Origin of the sequence: Pseudomonas sp. RGB (genome assembly GCF_007713445.1) — a bacterium.
Lineage (GTDB): Bacteria > Pseudomonadota > Gammaproteobacteria > Pseudomonadales > Pseudomonadaceae > Aquipseudomonas.
Genome location: NZ_VMSH01000036.1, coordinates 1 through 13485 on the forward strand (window position 1 = coordinate 1; position 13485 = coordinate 13485).

A 13485-nucleotide genomic window follows, 5' to 3' on the forward strand; every position below is an offset into this window, starting at 1 on the left:
GTGACCCGCTGTAAGAGCGGAACCGCCAGCCGCCGTTACCGCAGCAACGGATATGCCCCCAATCTACCTAAACACCCCCCTTCACAAATAAACCAGCCCCCAACCCCCCACACCGCCGCCAACGTCAGTTTTTATACTCGGTATCCGTACGCTCCAACTGCCGAACCAACGCATCCCAATGCCGCGCCACACCCGGCCCGGCCCCGTTGCTGAACACCTTGGCCTGCTCTTCAACCTTGGCCACCACCTCCGCCGGCGGGAAGATCAACTGCGCATTGCCGCCCGCCTGCGCCGCCACCTGAATATTGCACGCACGCTCCAGCCCCTGCAGTTGCTGAAACGCATGCTCAACGCTCACCCCCGCCGTCAACAACCCATGGTTACGCAAAATCATCACACTCTTGTCCCCCAGGTCCGCCACCAACCGCTCACGCTCGTCCAGGTCCAGCGCCACGCCTTCATAGCCGTGGTACGCGATACGCCCGGAGAACGCGATGGAATGCTGGGAAATCGGCAACAGCCCGTCCTTCTGCGCCGACACCGCAATACCGTCACGGGTATGCGTGTGCAGCACCGCTTGCAGGTCATGCCGCGCGCCGTGAATGGCGCTGTGAATCACATAGCCTGCGTAATTGATGCCCAGGCCCGTAGGGTCGTCGACAATCGTGCCGTCAAGGTCAACCTTGACCAGGTTGGACGCGCTGATTTCATCGAACAACAAGCCAAAGGCATTGATCAGGAAATGCTCATCCGGACCCGGCACGCGGGCCGAGAAGTGCGTGTAGATGTGATCGGTCCACTTGTACAACGCCGCCAGCCGATAGGCCGCAGCCAGTTTGACGCGCACCTCCCACTCTTCAGGCGACACGCGCTGGCGGACGTTGCTGGAAACGCTGGATAAAGAGGCGACGCTGCTCATGGCAAAACTTCCTGGATGGCCTTAAGGACTCCAGGCAGCCTAGGGGATGCCGAAAAATAATAAAAAGCACATTTTAATCTAAGCTAATTATTATTTTTTTTTATAAAAAACCGCATTCCCCGCTCAGGCCGCGTTGCGGATCTTGTGCAGCGAGTCCGCGACCAGCTTGCCGAATGCATCCACTGGCCCCTGCAGGTTGCCGAGAAAATGCGGATAGATCAGCCACAAATCCATCACCGGCTTGAAATCCTTGAGCGGCATGACCGCCAGCTGCTCACGGTGAGCGCTGCGCTCCAGCAAAGGCCGCGGCACCAGCCCCAGGCCCAAACCGTCGGCCACCAGCCCCAATTGCAATTCGGTGCCGAAGGTTTCCAGGTTCACCCGCAATGCCAACCCCTGGTCAGACAAGGTGCGCTGCAAGCCGGCGCGGAAACCGCAGCCATCCGGGTTCAGAATCCAGCCGTTCTGGTACACATCGGCCAACTTGCACGGCTTCTTCGGCAACTGCGCCTTGGCACACACCACCACCAACTCCATCTTGCCGATGGACTCACCGACGATGTTGTCCGGGAAAATCTTGCCCGCCGGAAACAGCGCCACCGCCGCGTCCAGTTCACCGCGCTCGATCTTGCCGACCAGTTGGCTGCCCCAACCCGTGGCGACCTGGGTGCGCAGGTCGGCGTATTCGGTGCGCAGGTGCTTGAGCGCATCGAGCAGCACCACGTCGCCAATGGTCTGCGGCACGCCCAGGCGCAATACGCCAGTGGGCGGCGCATCGGTGGCCACCAGTTCGCGCAGGGCATCCATTTCACGCAGGATCAGCCGGCATTGTTCATAAACGCGCGTACCGATCAGCGTAGGCTTGAGGGGCTTGGTGTTGCGGTCGAACAGCTCCACGCCCAGCGCCTGCTCGAAGTTCTGCACACGGCGGGTAATGGCCGGCTGGGTCAGTTGCAACGACTCGGCGGCATGGCTGATGGACTGGCAACGAATCACTTCGACAAAGGCATCGATATCGTCAATTTTCATTTGGGCCGCACATAGAGAACAGTCATTAAGATGTGTGCGAAGCATAGTTGCAGGAACGCTGCATGGATAGTCCACGCTGTGATCGATAACGTCTAACGCTATGCAGACCGATTCTAAATTACCTAAAGCTATAAGCTAATCATTAAAAAATAGCATATTAACTATAAACATTATGCTTATATAAACCCATCACACCCTCCCCGTTAAAGCAGCGATGGAAGTGCCATGACCCAGGCCCGACACCCCGAGAGACTCAGAGCCTTTATAGGCGCCCTGGCGGAATTGATCGACGGCAATCCACGCGAAGGCGACCTGCTGCACCGTGGCGGCAAGCTCTTGGCGCAACTGGTCAGCCACGATGACTGGCTGCCCGACGAATACGCCCAACCCGACCCCGCGCGTTACCAGCAATTTCTGCTGCATGCCGATTCGCGCCAGCGCTTTTGCATCGTCAGCTTTGTGTGGGGGCCGGGGCAAAGTACGCCGATTCATGACCACCGGGTGTGGGGCTTGATCGGCATGCTGCGCGGCTCGGAATTTTCCCAGGGCTTTGGACGCGCACCCGACGGCCGCCTCGTTGCCGAGGGCAAGCCGATTCAGCTGGTGCCGGGTCAGGTTGAGGCCGTGTCGCCCAAGGTCGGCGATATTCATCAGGTCAGCAATGCCCACAGCGACCAGGTGTCGATCAGCATTCATGTGTACGGCGCCAATATCGGTGCGGTACGCCGCGCGGTGTATCAGCCCGACGGCAGCGAGAAACTGTTTATCTCCGGTTATTCCAACGCCTACCTCCCGAACATCTGGGATGTGTCCAAAGAAAAGAGCCCTGCCCTATGACCACCGTATCGAACCGCAGCTTCGCCCAGATCCGTCAGGCCCTGTTGGACCGTGAAGAAGTCGCCCTGGTCGATGTGCGCGAAGAAGCGCCGTTTGCCGAGTCGCACCCGCTGTTCGCTGCAAATATCCCGCTGTCCAAACTGGAGCTTGAGGTGTACGCGCGCGTTCCGCGCCGCGATACCCAGGTCACCGTCTACGACAACGGTGAAGGGCTGGCGCAGCGCGCTGCCGAGCGCCTGGTTGCGCTGGGCTACACCCAGGTCAGCCTGCTTGAAGGTGGGTTGGACGGTTGGCGCAAGGCCGGTGGTGAGCTGTTTATCGACGTCAACGTGCCCAGCAAAGCCTTTGGCGAGCTGGTGGAGAGCGAGCGCCATACGCCGTCCCTGGCCGCCGAAGAAGTCCAGGCCCTGCTCGACAACCAAGCCGACGTGGTGGTGCTCGACGCGCGCCGCTTCGACGAATACCAGACCATGAGCATCCCCACCGGCATCAGCGTGCCCGGTGCCGAGCTGGTGCTGCGCGCGCGTGAACTGGCGCCGGACCCGTCCACACGCATCATCGTCAACTGCGCCGGGCGCACGCGCAGCATTATTGGCACTCAATCGTTGATCAATTCTGGCATCGCCAACCCGGTGTCGGCGCTGCGTAACGGCACCATCGGCTGGACGCTGGCCGGGCAAAAACTCGCCCACGGCCAGTCGCGGCGCTTTGCGCCAACCCGCGAAGAACACCGCCAGATCGCCGCCCGGGACGCGCGCCGCGTGGCCGATAAAGCTCGCGTCGGCCGCGCCACCCTGGCTGACCTGCAACGCTGGCAGCAGGAACCGCACCGCACCACGTACCTGTTCGATGTGCGCACCCCGGAAGAATTCGAAGCCGGCCACCTGCCCGGCGCACGCTCCACACCGGGCGGCCAGCTGGTGCAGGAAACCGATCACGTCGCCAGCGTGCGCGGTGCGCGTCTGGTGCTGGCGGATGACGACGGCGTGCGTGCCAATATGTCCGCCTCCTGGCTCGCGCAACTGGGCTGGGAAGTGCATGTGCTCGACGACCTGCAAACGGCGCACTTCAGCGAAACCGGTGCCTGGGTAGCCCCCGTACCGGCGCCGCAGCAAGCCGAGCTGATCAGCCCGCACACCCTGGCGCAGTGGCTCGCCCACGGCGACACGGCGGTGCTGGATTTCACCCCGAGCGTCAATTACGTCAAGCGCCACATCCCCGGCGCCCACTGGGCACTGCGGGCGCAATTGCCCGAAGCGCTGACCAAGGTGCCGCCTGCCGAACGTTATGTGCTGACCTGCGGCACCAGCCAGCTGGCGCGCCTGGCGGTGGCCGAAGTCGAGACGCTGACCGGCAAGCCGGTGTTCCTGCTGCAAGGCGGCACCACCCACTGGATCGCCGAGCAACTGCCGCTGGAAACCGGTGAAACCCACCTGGCTTCACCGCGTATCGACCGCTACCGCCGACCCTACGAAGGCACCGACAGCCCCAAGGAAGCCATGCAGGCGTACCTGGATTGGGAGTTTGGCCTGGTCGACCAGCTGGCCCGCGACGGCACCCATGGTTTCTATGTGATCTGAGCCACCTTCACGCCTGCCCCGGACCGGGGCAGGCCGCACCGACCCCTTTCCAGGCGGAGGTAACCCACACCTTTTCGAACTGTCTGGAATCTACCGCTCATGACCTTTACCCCTGCGTTCAAACGCCTGCTGCTGGGCACCGCCCTCGCCTTTGGCCTGCTCACCACCGCCCAGGCCGCCGACCTGCAACCGCTGCGCGTGGCCAATCAGAAATCCACCATCAAGGCCCTGCTGGAAGCCTCGGGCGAAACCCAAAACGTCCCCTACATCCTCCAATGGTCGGAATTCCCCTCCGCCTCGCCGTTGGGCGAAGCCCTGAATGCCGGCGCCGTGGATGTCGGCGCGCTCGGCGATGCGCCGTATGTGTTTGCTCTGGGCGCCGGCGCCTCGCTCAAAGTGGTCAGCATCATCCACGCCGAAGGGCGCAACACCACCGCCCTGGTGGTGCCCAAGGATTCACCGATCAAGACGGTGGCCGACCTCAAGGGCAAGAAAATCGTCACCGGGCGCGGTTCCATCGGCCACTACCTGGCGATCAAGGCCCTGGCCAGCGCCGGGCTGACCACCAAGGATGTGCAATTCATTTTCCTGCTGCCCGCCGAATCGCGGCTGGTGCTCGATAACGGCACCGTCGACGCCTGGGCCACGTGGGACCCGTACACCACGGTGGTCACCTCACAAAGCCAGGCCAGGGTGCTGGTCAGCGGCAACCAGCTGCTGAGCAACCACCTGTATTTTGCGGCCACCCACCAGGCCATCAGCGAAAAACGCGCGCAACTGGACGACTTTGTCGCCCGCGTCGATCGCGCTTATGCGTGGGCCAATGCGCACCCCAATGAATACGCTGCCGCCCAATCGAAAATCACCGGCCTGCCGTTGGCGGTGCACGTCGAGGTGGCCAAAGACACTCATCTAAGCCCCGTGGTAATCGACGACAGCGTGATCAGCGGCCTGCAAGCCACGGCCGACACCTATCAGAAGGAAGGCCTGCTGCCCAAGCACATCGACGTGTCGCAGGGTTTCGACAAGAGCTTTAACGCCGAGCGTTTTCCCACTTCCCAAGCATCGCGCTAAGCAAGGAGCGACACATGAGCAAGCCAGATCAATTGCAGCCACGCCATTTGAAGCTAGGCGCCATGGTGCACGGCGTCGGTCACGGCTGGGGCGAATGGCGTCACCCGCAGGCGCAACCGAATGCCAGCACGAATTTTGCTTTCTACCAGCAGCAGACTGAGTTGGCCGAAGGCGCCAAATTCGATTTCGTGTTCATCGCCGACAGCCTGCATATCCACGCCAAATCCAGCCCGCATTACCTCAATCGCTTTGAGCCATTGACGATTCTCTCGGCCCTCGCCGCGCTGACCACGAACATCGGCCTGGTCGCCACGGTGACGGTCAGCTACACCGAGCCTTATCAGGTGGCACGTCAGTTTGCGTCCCTGGACCACATCAGCGGCGGCCGCGCCGGTTGGAACGTGGTCACCTCATGGCTCAGCGGCACCGCCGACAACTTCGGCAAGGCCGAGCACCCACCGCATGCCGTGCGCTACCGCATCGCCAAGGAGCACTTGAACGTGGTCAAGGGCCTGTGGGATTCCTGGGAGGACGACGCCTTTGCCTACAACAAGCAAAGCGGCGAGTTTTTTACCCCGCAAAAGCTGCATGCGCTGAACCACACAGGCGAGTTTTTCTCGGTCAAAGGCCCGCTCAACATCGCGCGTTCGCGCCAGGGCCAGCCGGCGATTTTCCAGGCCGGCACCTCGGAGGATGGGCGCAACTTTGCGGCGCAAAACGCCGATGCGATTTTCGTGCACGTCGAGAACATTGAAGAAGGCAAAGCCTACAGCGCCGATTTGAAGCGCCGCGCCAAAGGCTTCGGGCGTGACGCCAGTAGCCTGTCGATCCTGCCGGGCATCCGCCCGATTGTCGGGCGTGACGCCGCCGAGGTGGAAAGCCGCTATCAGCAGGCCGTGGACCTGGTCACCGTGGAAGATGCGATTGTCGCCCTCGGCCGCCCGTTCAACGACCACGACTTCAGCCAATACCCGCTGGACGAACCCTTCCCGGAACTCGGCGACCTGGGCGCCAACAGCCAGAAAGGTGGGTCCGAGCGCATCAAGCAACTGGCCAGGGACGAAGGCCTGACCCTGCGCGAAGTGGCCCTGCGTTTCTCGCGGCCCAAACGCGATTTTGTCGGTACCCCGGAGCAAGTCGCCGATGCGATCCAGACCTGGTTCGAAACCGGCGCCAGCGATGGTTTCATCATCAACTCGGTGCTGCCGGATGGCTTGCAGTACTTCACCGAGCTGGTGGTGCCGGTGCTGCAACAGCGCGGCCTGTTCCGTAACGAATACACCGGCCACACCCTGCGCGACAACCTTGGCCTGGACGTGCCGGCCAACCGTTACAGCGTCGCCACCGAGGTCGAAGAACAACAGGAGGCGCTGGCATGAGCGAGTCCCTGAACCGTCAGTTAGCTGAGCTGCATGCCGAACGTGTGGCCACCTGGGCGCCGGCGGCGTTGCAGGTGGTGGAGCGCGTGTTGGGCCAACAGCCTGTGCGCATCGCTATCTGAAATCACACCGACTCAATGTGGGAGCTGGCTTGCCTGCGATCGCGGTGTTTCAGCCACCAACACTGTCAGCCTGGAATGGCTATCGCAGGCAAGCCAGCTCCCACAGGTATCGGCGTACACCTATCGAATCGAGTGAAGCAACCATGAGCCACTTTTCCCAACCGTCCTTACGCTCCGTGGAAGTCGCCAACTTCGAAGCCTTGCTCGAACGCCTCAGCGCCGAGCTGGCGAGCACTGCGCACCTGTACGACGCCAGCGGCGCCTTCCCCCACGATAACTTCACGCTGTTGCATGACCACGGCCTGGTCGCCCTCACCGTGCCCAAGGCCTTGGGCGGCGGCGGTGCCAGCTTGCCCCAGGCGCGCAAGGCGATCAGCGCGATTGCCAAGGGCGAGCCCTCCACCGCGCTGATCCTGGTGATGCAGTACCTGCAACACACGCGCTTGCAAGACAGCAAAGCCTGGCCCCAGCACTTGCGCGTGCACGTCGCCGAAGACGCGGTGCGCAACGGCGCGCTGATCAATGCGTTGCGTGTCGAACCCGACCTGGGCACCCCGGCGCGGGGCGGCCTGCCGGCGACCACCGCCGTGCGCACCGCCGAGGGCTGGCGCATCAGTGGGCGCAAGATTTACTCCACCGGCAGCCATGGCCTGAGCTGGTTCAGCGTGTGGGCGCGCAGCGATGACGCCGACCCGCTGGTGGGCGCCTGGCTGGTGCCTAAAGACAGCCCCGGCGTGAGCATCATCGACACCTGGGATCACTTGGGCATGCGCGCCACCTGCAGCCATAAAGTGGTGCTCGACAACGTGCTGGTGCCGCTGGACCACGCCGTCAGCGTGAGCCCCTGGAGCGCACCGCAGCCAGAGCTGGATGGCGATGGTTTCCTGTGGATGTCGGTGTTGCTGTCCTCGGTGTATGACGCCGTGGCCCAGGCCGCACGGGACTGGCTGGTGCAATGGCTGGAGGAGCGCAAGCCATCCAATCTGGGCGCAGCGCTGTCGACCTTGCCGCGTTTTCAGGAAACCGTCGGCCATATCGACACGTTGCTGTTTGCCAACCGCAGCCTGCTGGACGCCGCCGCTGAAGGCCACACACCGGCCGCGAATGCCGCGCAGTTGAAGTACCTGGTGACCGGCAACGCGATCCGCGCCGTCGAGTTGGCCATCGAAGCCTCAGGCAACCCGGGCCTGTCACGCCACAGCCCGCTGCAACGCCATTACCGCGACGTGCTGTGCAGCCGCGTGCATACCCCACAAAACGACGCCGTGCTGCAAGGCGTCGGCAAAGCTGTGTTCGCCCAACGTGGCCCAAAATGAATAAGGAGCGCTCATGAGTCAGGTGATTATTGCCAGCCAGCTGGACGAAGATTACAACGCGGTGATCCGCGAACGCCTCGCCTCGATTCATCCTGAAGCCCAGGTGATCGGCGTGCCTGTTGGTGTGCCGAGTGACTTGCCGCCCCAGGCCAATATCCTCTTGCTGCGCCCGATCAACGTGCGCGGCTACACCGCGCCAGAGACCCCGCCGCCAGGCTGGCCGTACGGCGCACAGTGGGTGCATCTGGTCTCCTCGGGCATCGACTTCTACCCGCGGTGGCTGTTCAACGGCCCACCGGTGACCACCTCGCGTGGCAGCGCCGCCGATAACCTCGCCGAGTTCGCCCTGGCGGCGATCTTTGCCGCGTCCAAGCACTTGCCGGCTATCTGGGTGAAGGATGCCCAGTGGAATTTCACGCCATTGCGTCCGCTCAAGGGCACGACCCTGGGCATTCTCGGCTTTGGCGCGATTGGTAAAAGCCTTGCGCAAAAGGCGTTGGCACTCGGCATCAACGTGGTTGCGTTGCGTCAAAGCCATGCCTCTTTTGACGTGGACGGCGTCGAAGCCGCGCGGGATATCCACGACCTGTTCGCCCGTGCCGACCATCTGGTACTGACGGCGCCGCTGACCGAGCGCACGCGGCATATCGTCAACCGCGATGTGCTCGGCAGCGCCAAGCCGGGGTTGCACCTGATCAACATCGCGCGCGGTGGTTTGCTTGATCAGGAGGCGTTGTTGGAGGCGCTGGACAACGGGCAGATCGGCCTGGCGTCGCTGGACGTGACCGAGCCGGAACCGCTGCCGGATGGGCACCCGTTGTACAGCCATCCACGGGTGAGGTTGTCGCCGCATACCTCGGCGATTTCGACCAACAGCCAAGAGGAGATTGCCGATACGTTTCTGGCGAATCTGCAGCGGTATGTGCAGGGCTCGACGCTGGCCAACCTTGTCGATCTCTGAGCCGAACCACAATCAAAATGTGGGAGCTGGCTTGCCTGCGATAGCGATGTATCAGTTGAAACTATGCCAACTGAACCACCGCTATCGCAGGCAAGCCAGCTCCCACATTTGATCTTCACCGGATTCTGGAATGATTTAGCAACCACCCGCCAGGCGTTCACGCAAGAATTCCACCAGCGCCTGCACGGGCCTGGAGCTCTGCCGGTGCTGCGGGTAAACGGCTGACAAGGTCAGCGCTTCAGGGGCGAAGTCTTCCAGAAGCGTGACCAAGCGCCCATCCTTCAGCGCCTCAGCCACGATAAACGTCGGCAGGTAAGTAACACCCAACCCGGCAATCGCCGTGTCGCGCAACAACTCGCCGTTGTTCACGCGCATGCGGCCGCTGACATTCACCGACTGCAGCTTGCCCTTGGTCTGGAAGCGCCATTGCACCTGGCGGCCGTGGCCGTAGGGCAGGCAATCGTGGTCGGTCAGGTCGTCGGGTTTGAGCGGCGTGCCGCGCAGGGCCAGGTACTCGGGGCTGGCGCAATACACCCGCTCGACGCTGGCGATACGCCGCGCGATCAAGGTCGAGTCTTCAAGGGTGCCGATGCGCAACACCAGGTCGTAGCCTTCACCGATCAGGTCAACAGGCCGATCGCTGAGGTCCACTTCCACCGACACGTGCGGGTAGCGTTGCAGAAATGACGGCAACAGGCAGCCCAGGTGAGCCATGGCAAACGACAGCGGCGCACTCAGGCGTAGCGTGCCGCGCGGCTCGCTGTTCTGGCCAGCGATGCCCTGCTCCACTTGCTCGACGTCACTGAGCAATCGCAAGGCGGATTCGTAATAACTCTGGCCCAGCGGCGTGACGTCCAGGCGGCGCGTGGAACGGTTGAGCAGGCGCACGCCCAGGCGCTCTTCCAGCTGAATCAGGCGGCGGCTGACAAATTGCTTGGACAGGCCCAGTTGCTCGGCGGCGGCGGTGAAACTGCCGGACTCCATGACCTGGCAGAACAGGCGCATGTCTTCGAAGGGGTTCATTGTCGCTTCTCGGTGGACATTTTGCTGTTTTATAACCGGTCAGTCATGGCACCACAAATCAAATGTGGGAGCCGGGCAAGCCCGGCTCCCACAGGGTTCAGTGGTGTGCTGTCTGTCGGGTTACTTGGCAGTAAACGCCGAGTAGCTGTTCATCAGGTTGCGGTAGTTGGGAATGCGCGGCGACAGCAGGTTGGCCAGGCCTTCCATGTCGTTGCGCCAGTCGATCTGCAGCTCGCAGGCCACCGCGAACCAGTTCACCAGGTGCGCACCCGCTGCGCTCATGCGCGCCCACGATGCACGTTGCACGGCCTCGTTGAACGTCCCGGACGCGTCGGTCACCACAAACACCTCAAAGCCTTCAGCCAGCGCGGCCAGGGTCGGGAACGTCACGCAGACGTCGGTCACCACACCGGCGATGATCAATTGCTTGCGGCCGGTGGCCTTGACGGCCTTGACGAAATCTTCGTTGTCCCACGCGTTGATCTGGCCAGGACGCGGGATGTACGGCGCGTCCGGGAACAGTTCTTTCAGCTCCGGCACCAGTGGGCCGTTGGGGCCGGTTTCAAAGCTGGTGGTGAGGATGGTCGGCAGCTTGAAGAACTTGGCCACATCCGCCAGCGCCAGCACGTTGTTCTTGAATTCGTTGGGCGAGAAATCCTGCACCAGCGAGATCAAGCCGGTCTGGTGGTCCACCAACAGCACCACGGCGTCGTCTTTGTTCAAGCGTTTGTAAGTCATGGGATAGCTCCTGTTTTTGATTGAGAGGGGAGTTTTAGAAGGCAAAGCACGAGCAGCCAAACGCGCCCCAGAAACCCTGGAAGTCGCTGACCGGCACACTGGAAAGGCGCGCTTTTTCATGGCCATGGGCATGCACGCCACACGGGCCGCTGCATTGATGGGCCTGGGCTTGTAACGGTGAGCTTGGGCGCCAGTGCCCCGGCACCTTGACCACCGGTGACCAGTCCGGCAGCACCGGCACGCGTGGCGGTGCAAAATCTTCGAAGTCGCCGGCGCCGTACACCACCTTGCCGCCGACCACGGTCAGTACCGACTCAATCCACTTGATGGCTTCTTCATCGACACTGAAAAAGTCTGCCGACAGCGCGGCAACGTCCGCCAACTGGCCGACCTTGATCTGGCCCTTCTTGCCCTGCTCCGACGAGAACCAGGCACTGCCGTGGGTGAACAGCTCCAACGCGGTGAGGCGCGGCAGGCCTTCGGCGTGCAGTTCCAGGCCGCCGACGGTGCGGCCGCTGACCATCCAGTACAACGAGGTCCACGGGTTATAGCTCGACACGCGCGTGGCGTCGGTGCCCGCCCCGACCGGTACGCCTTCAGCCAACATGCGCTTGATCGGCGGCGTGGCTTCGGCCGCTTTGGCGCCGTAACGCTCGACAAAATATTCGCCCTGGAACGCCATGCGATCCTGGATCGCGATACCACCGCCAAGAGCACGCACGCGCTCGATGTTGTGCGGCGTGATGGTTTCGGCGTGGTCGAAAAACCACGGCAGGCCATTGAACGGAATGTCGCGGTTGACCTTCTCGAACACGTCGAGCATGCGCGAGATGGATTCGTTGTAAGTGGCATGCAAGCGGAACGGCCAGCGCTGCTCGACCAAATGCCGCACCACCGGTTCCAGTTCCTGCTCCATGGTCAGCGGCAGGTCGGGGCGCGGTTCGAGGAAATCCTCGAAGTCCGCCGCCGAAAACACCAGCATCTCGCCGGCGCCGTTGTGACGCAGGTAGTCATCGCCCTGGTGCAGGGTGACGCTGCCGGTCCAGTGCTTGAAGTCGCTGAGTTCTTCCTTGGGCTTTTGCGTGAACAGGTTGTAGGCGATGCGCACCGTCAGTTGTTCGTCCTTGGCCAGTTGCTCGATCACCGCGTAGTCATCGGGATAGTTCTGGAAACCGCCGCCGGCATCGATGGCGCTGGTGAGGCCCAGGCGATTGAGTTCACGCATGAACTGGCGGGTCGAGTTGACCTGATATTCCAGCGGCAATTTCGGGCCCTTGGCCAGGGTTGCATACAGAATCATCGCGTTGGGCCGCGCCACCAGCATGCCGGTGGGGTTGCCATTGCTGTCACGCACGATCTCGCCACCCGGTGGGTTCGGCGTGTCTTTGGTGTAGCCGGCCACCCGCAGGGCAGCGCGGTTGAGCAAGGCACGGTCGTACAGGTGCAGCACGAACACTGGCGTGTCCGGCGCGGCCTGGTTCAGCTCTTCCAGGGTCGGCATGCGTTTTTCGGCGAACTGGAATTCATTCCAGCCACCGACCACGCGCACCCATTGCGGCGTGGGCGTGCGGTCCGCCTGATCCTTGAGCATGCGCAGCGCATCGGCCAGGGATGGCACGCCTTCCCAGCGCAGTTCGAGGTTGTAGTTCAGCCCGCCACGGATCAGGAGCAGGTGCGAGTCGTTGAGGCCGGGGATGACGGTGCGGCCCTTGAGGTCGATGACCTGCGTGGCACTGCCACGCAACGCCATGGCTTGGGCGTCGGTGCCGACCGCGACGAAGCGGCCCTGGTGAATAGCAACGGCGGTGGCGCGCGGGTTTTCACGGTCCACGGTGTGGAACTGGCCATTGAACAGAATCAGATCGGCGTTCATAGGGTTTCCTTTACAGAGGCTTCAAGCCAGGGAGCGAACAGGCGGGTGGCGGCCGGCATCAGCAGGTAGACCACCAGCAGCACGATGGTCAGGGTGACCAGGAAGGTGGCGACCACGTAGTTGGAGAGGAACGGATGCAGGCGTAACACCGGGGCCCAGATGATCGGGATCAGCAGGGTCAGCGGCAGGATGACAAACAAGGTCACCACGGCTTGTTTCCAGCGCGGTGGTTTGGCGGCGCTGTCGGCCAGGGGGGCGAACCAGAATTCGTTGACGGCACCGATTTCGGTGTTGTCGCCATCGGCGAGCATGGGCGTGGCTTCGTTGATCAGGGCTTGGCGCTCGGGGGAGCCGAGCCAGCGTTCGAGGTCGTCGGTGGAGCGGTAGCGCAGGACGCAGGTGAACAGCGCCAGGCGGTTTTGTTTGCTGCGCACGACGTCGACGCCGAGGTGGCCAGGGCGTTCGCCGGCGATGCGCACGATGCGCCGGAGCCAGGCTTCATAGTCGGCTTCGCGGCCGGGTTTGATCAGGTGTTTGACGACCAGGGTGACGACTTCGTCGGGACTGGTTTTGGGTGTTGGGTCCATGGTTCTGATTCCCCCCTGGAGGGTTGTGCGATGGGGGGAGTTTGGGG

Annotated in this window: 13 protein-coding genes; 7 read left to right on the forward strand and 6 right to left on the reverse strand. The window is 62.6% G+C overall.

Features of this window, described 5'->3' with window-relative positions; translation table 11 throughout:
- Positions 1-124: 124 nt before the first annotated feature.
- Positions 125-919, reverse strand: a complete 795-nt coding sequence (locus FPT15_RS29535; protein ID WP_145166213.1) for a class II aldolase/adducin family protein — start codon at positions 917-919, stop codon at positions 125-127.
- A 123-nt stretch (positions 920-1042) separates the two neighbouring features.
- Entirely contained in the window at positions 1043-1948 is a 906-nt protein-coding gene (locus FPT15_RS29540) for a LysR family transcriptional regulator (RefSeq protein WP_124417080.1), read from the reverse strand.
- A gap of 225 nt (positions 1949-2173) precedes the next feature.
- Here FPT15_RS29540 and FPT15_RS29545 point away from each other — a divergent pair, with 225 nt between their 5' ends.
- From FPT15_RS29545 to FPT15_RS29575, 7 genes are all read left to right on the forward strand, one after another.
- A complete protein-coding gene (locus tag FPT15_RS29545) occupies positions 2174-2785 on the forward strand; it encodes a cysteine dioxygenase (protein ID WP_145166214.1) in 612 nt (203 codons plus the stop codon).
- The gene (locus FPT15_RS29550; protein WP_145166215.1) at positions 2782-4365 is read left to right on the forward strand and encodes a rhodanese-related sulfurtransferase; all 1584 of its coding nucleotides are present in this window, start codon (positions 2782-2784) and stop codon (positions 4363-4365) included. The genes FPT15_RS29545 and FPT15_RS29550 overlap by 4 nt, the downstream gene beginning before the upstream one ends.
- 99 nt (positions 4366-4464) lie before the next feature.
- Positions 4465-5439, forward strand: coding sequence for an ABC transporter substrate-binding protein (locus FPT15_RS29555; protein ID WP_145166216.1), 975 nt, complete (start codon positions 4465-4467; stop codon positions 5437-5439).
- A gap of 14 nt (positions 5440-5453) precedes the next feature.
- Positions 5454-6818 (forward strand): LLM class flavin-dependent oxidoreductase, encoded by a 1365-nt coding sequence (locus FPT15_RS29560; protein ID WP_145166217.1) that lies wholly within the window; start codon positions 5454-5456, stop codon positions 6816-6818.
- Positions 6815-6940 (forward strand): hypothetical protein, encoded by a 126-nt coding sequence (locus tag FPT15_RS30225; protein ID WP_256676539.1) that lies wholly within the window; start codon positions 6815-6817, stop codon positions 6938-6940. The genes FPT15_RS29560 and FPT15_RS30225 overlap by 4 nt, the downstream gene beginning before the upstream one ends.
- A gap of 143 nt (positions 6941-7083) precedes the next feature.
- Entirely contained in the window at positions 7084-8256 is a 1173-nt protein-coding gene (locus FPT15_RS29570) for an acyl-CoA dehydrogenase family protein (RefSeq protein WP_145166218.1), read from the forward strand.
- Between the two features lie 13 nt (positions 8257-8269).
- The gene (locus tag FPT15_RS29575) at positions 8270-9217 is read left to right on the forward strand and encodes a D-isomer specific 2-hydroxyacid dehydrogenase family protein (protein WP_145166219.1); all 948 of its coding nucleotides are present in this window, start codon (positions 8270-8272) and stop codon (positions 9215-9217) included.
- A 135-nt stretch (positions 9218-9352) separates the two neighbouring features.
- Here the strand turns inward: FPT15_RS29575 and FPT15_RS29580 are convergent, their stop codons facing one another.
- The 4 genes from FPT15_RS29580 to FPT15_RS29595 all read right to left on the reverse strand — a co-directional run bounded on the left by FPT15_RS29580 (position 9353) and on the right by FPT15_RS29595 (position 13438).
- Complete coding sequence (locus FPT15_RS29580; protein WP_145166220.1) at positions 9353-10240, reverse strand: LysR family transcriptional regulator; 888 nt, start codon at positions 10238-10240, stop codon at positions 9353-9355.
- A 120-nt stretch (positions 10241-10360) separates the two neighbouring features.
- Entirely contained in the window at positions 10361-10978 is a 618-nt protein-coding gene (ycaC, locus tag FPT15_RS29585; RefSeq protein WP_145166221.1) for an isochorismate family cysteine hydrolase YcaC, read from the reverse strand.
- 34 nt (positions 10979-11012) lie between these two features.
- Entirely contained in the window at positions 11013-12851 is a 1839-nt protein-coding gene (locus FPT15_RS29590; RefSeq protein WP_145166222.1) for an amidohydrolase, read from the reverse strand.
- Positions 12848-13438 (reverse strand): antibiotic biosynthesis monooxygenase, encoded by a 591-nt coding sequence (locus FPT15_RS29595; protein WP_145166223.1) that lies wholly within the window; start codon positions 13436-13438, stop codon positions 12848-12850. The genes FPT15_RS29590 and FPT15_RS29595 overlap by 4 nt, the downstream gene beginning before the upstream one ends.
- Positions 13439-13485 lie beyond the last annotated feature (47 nt).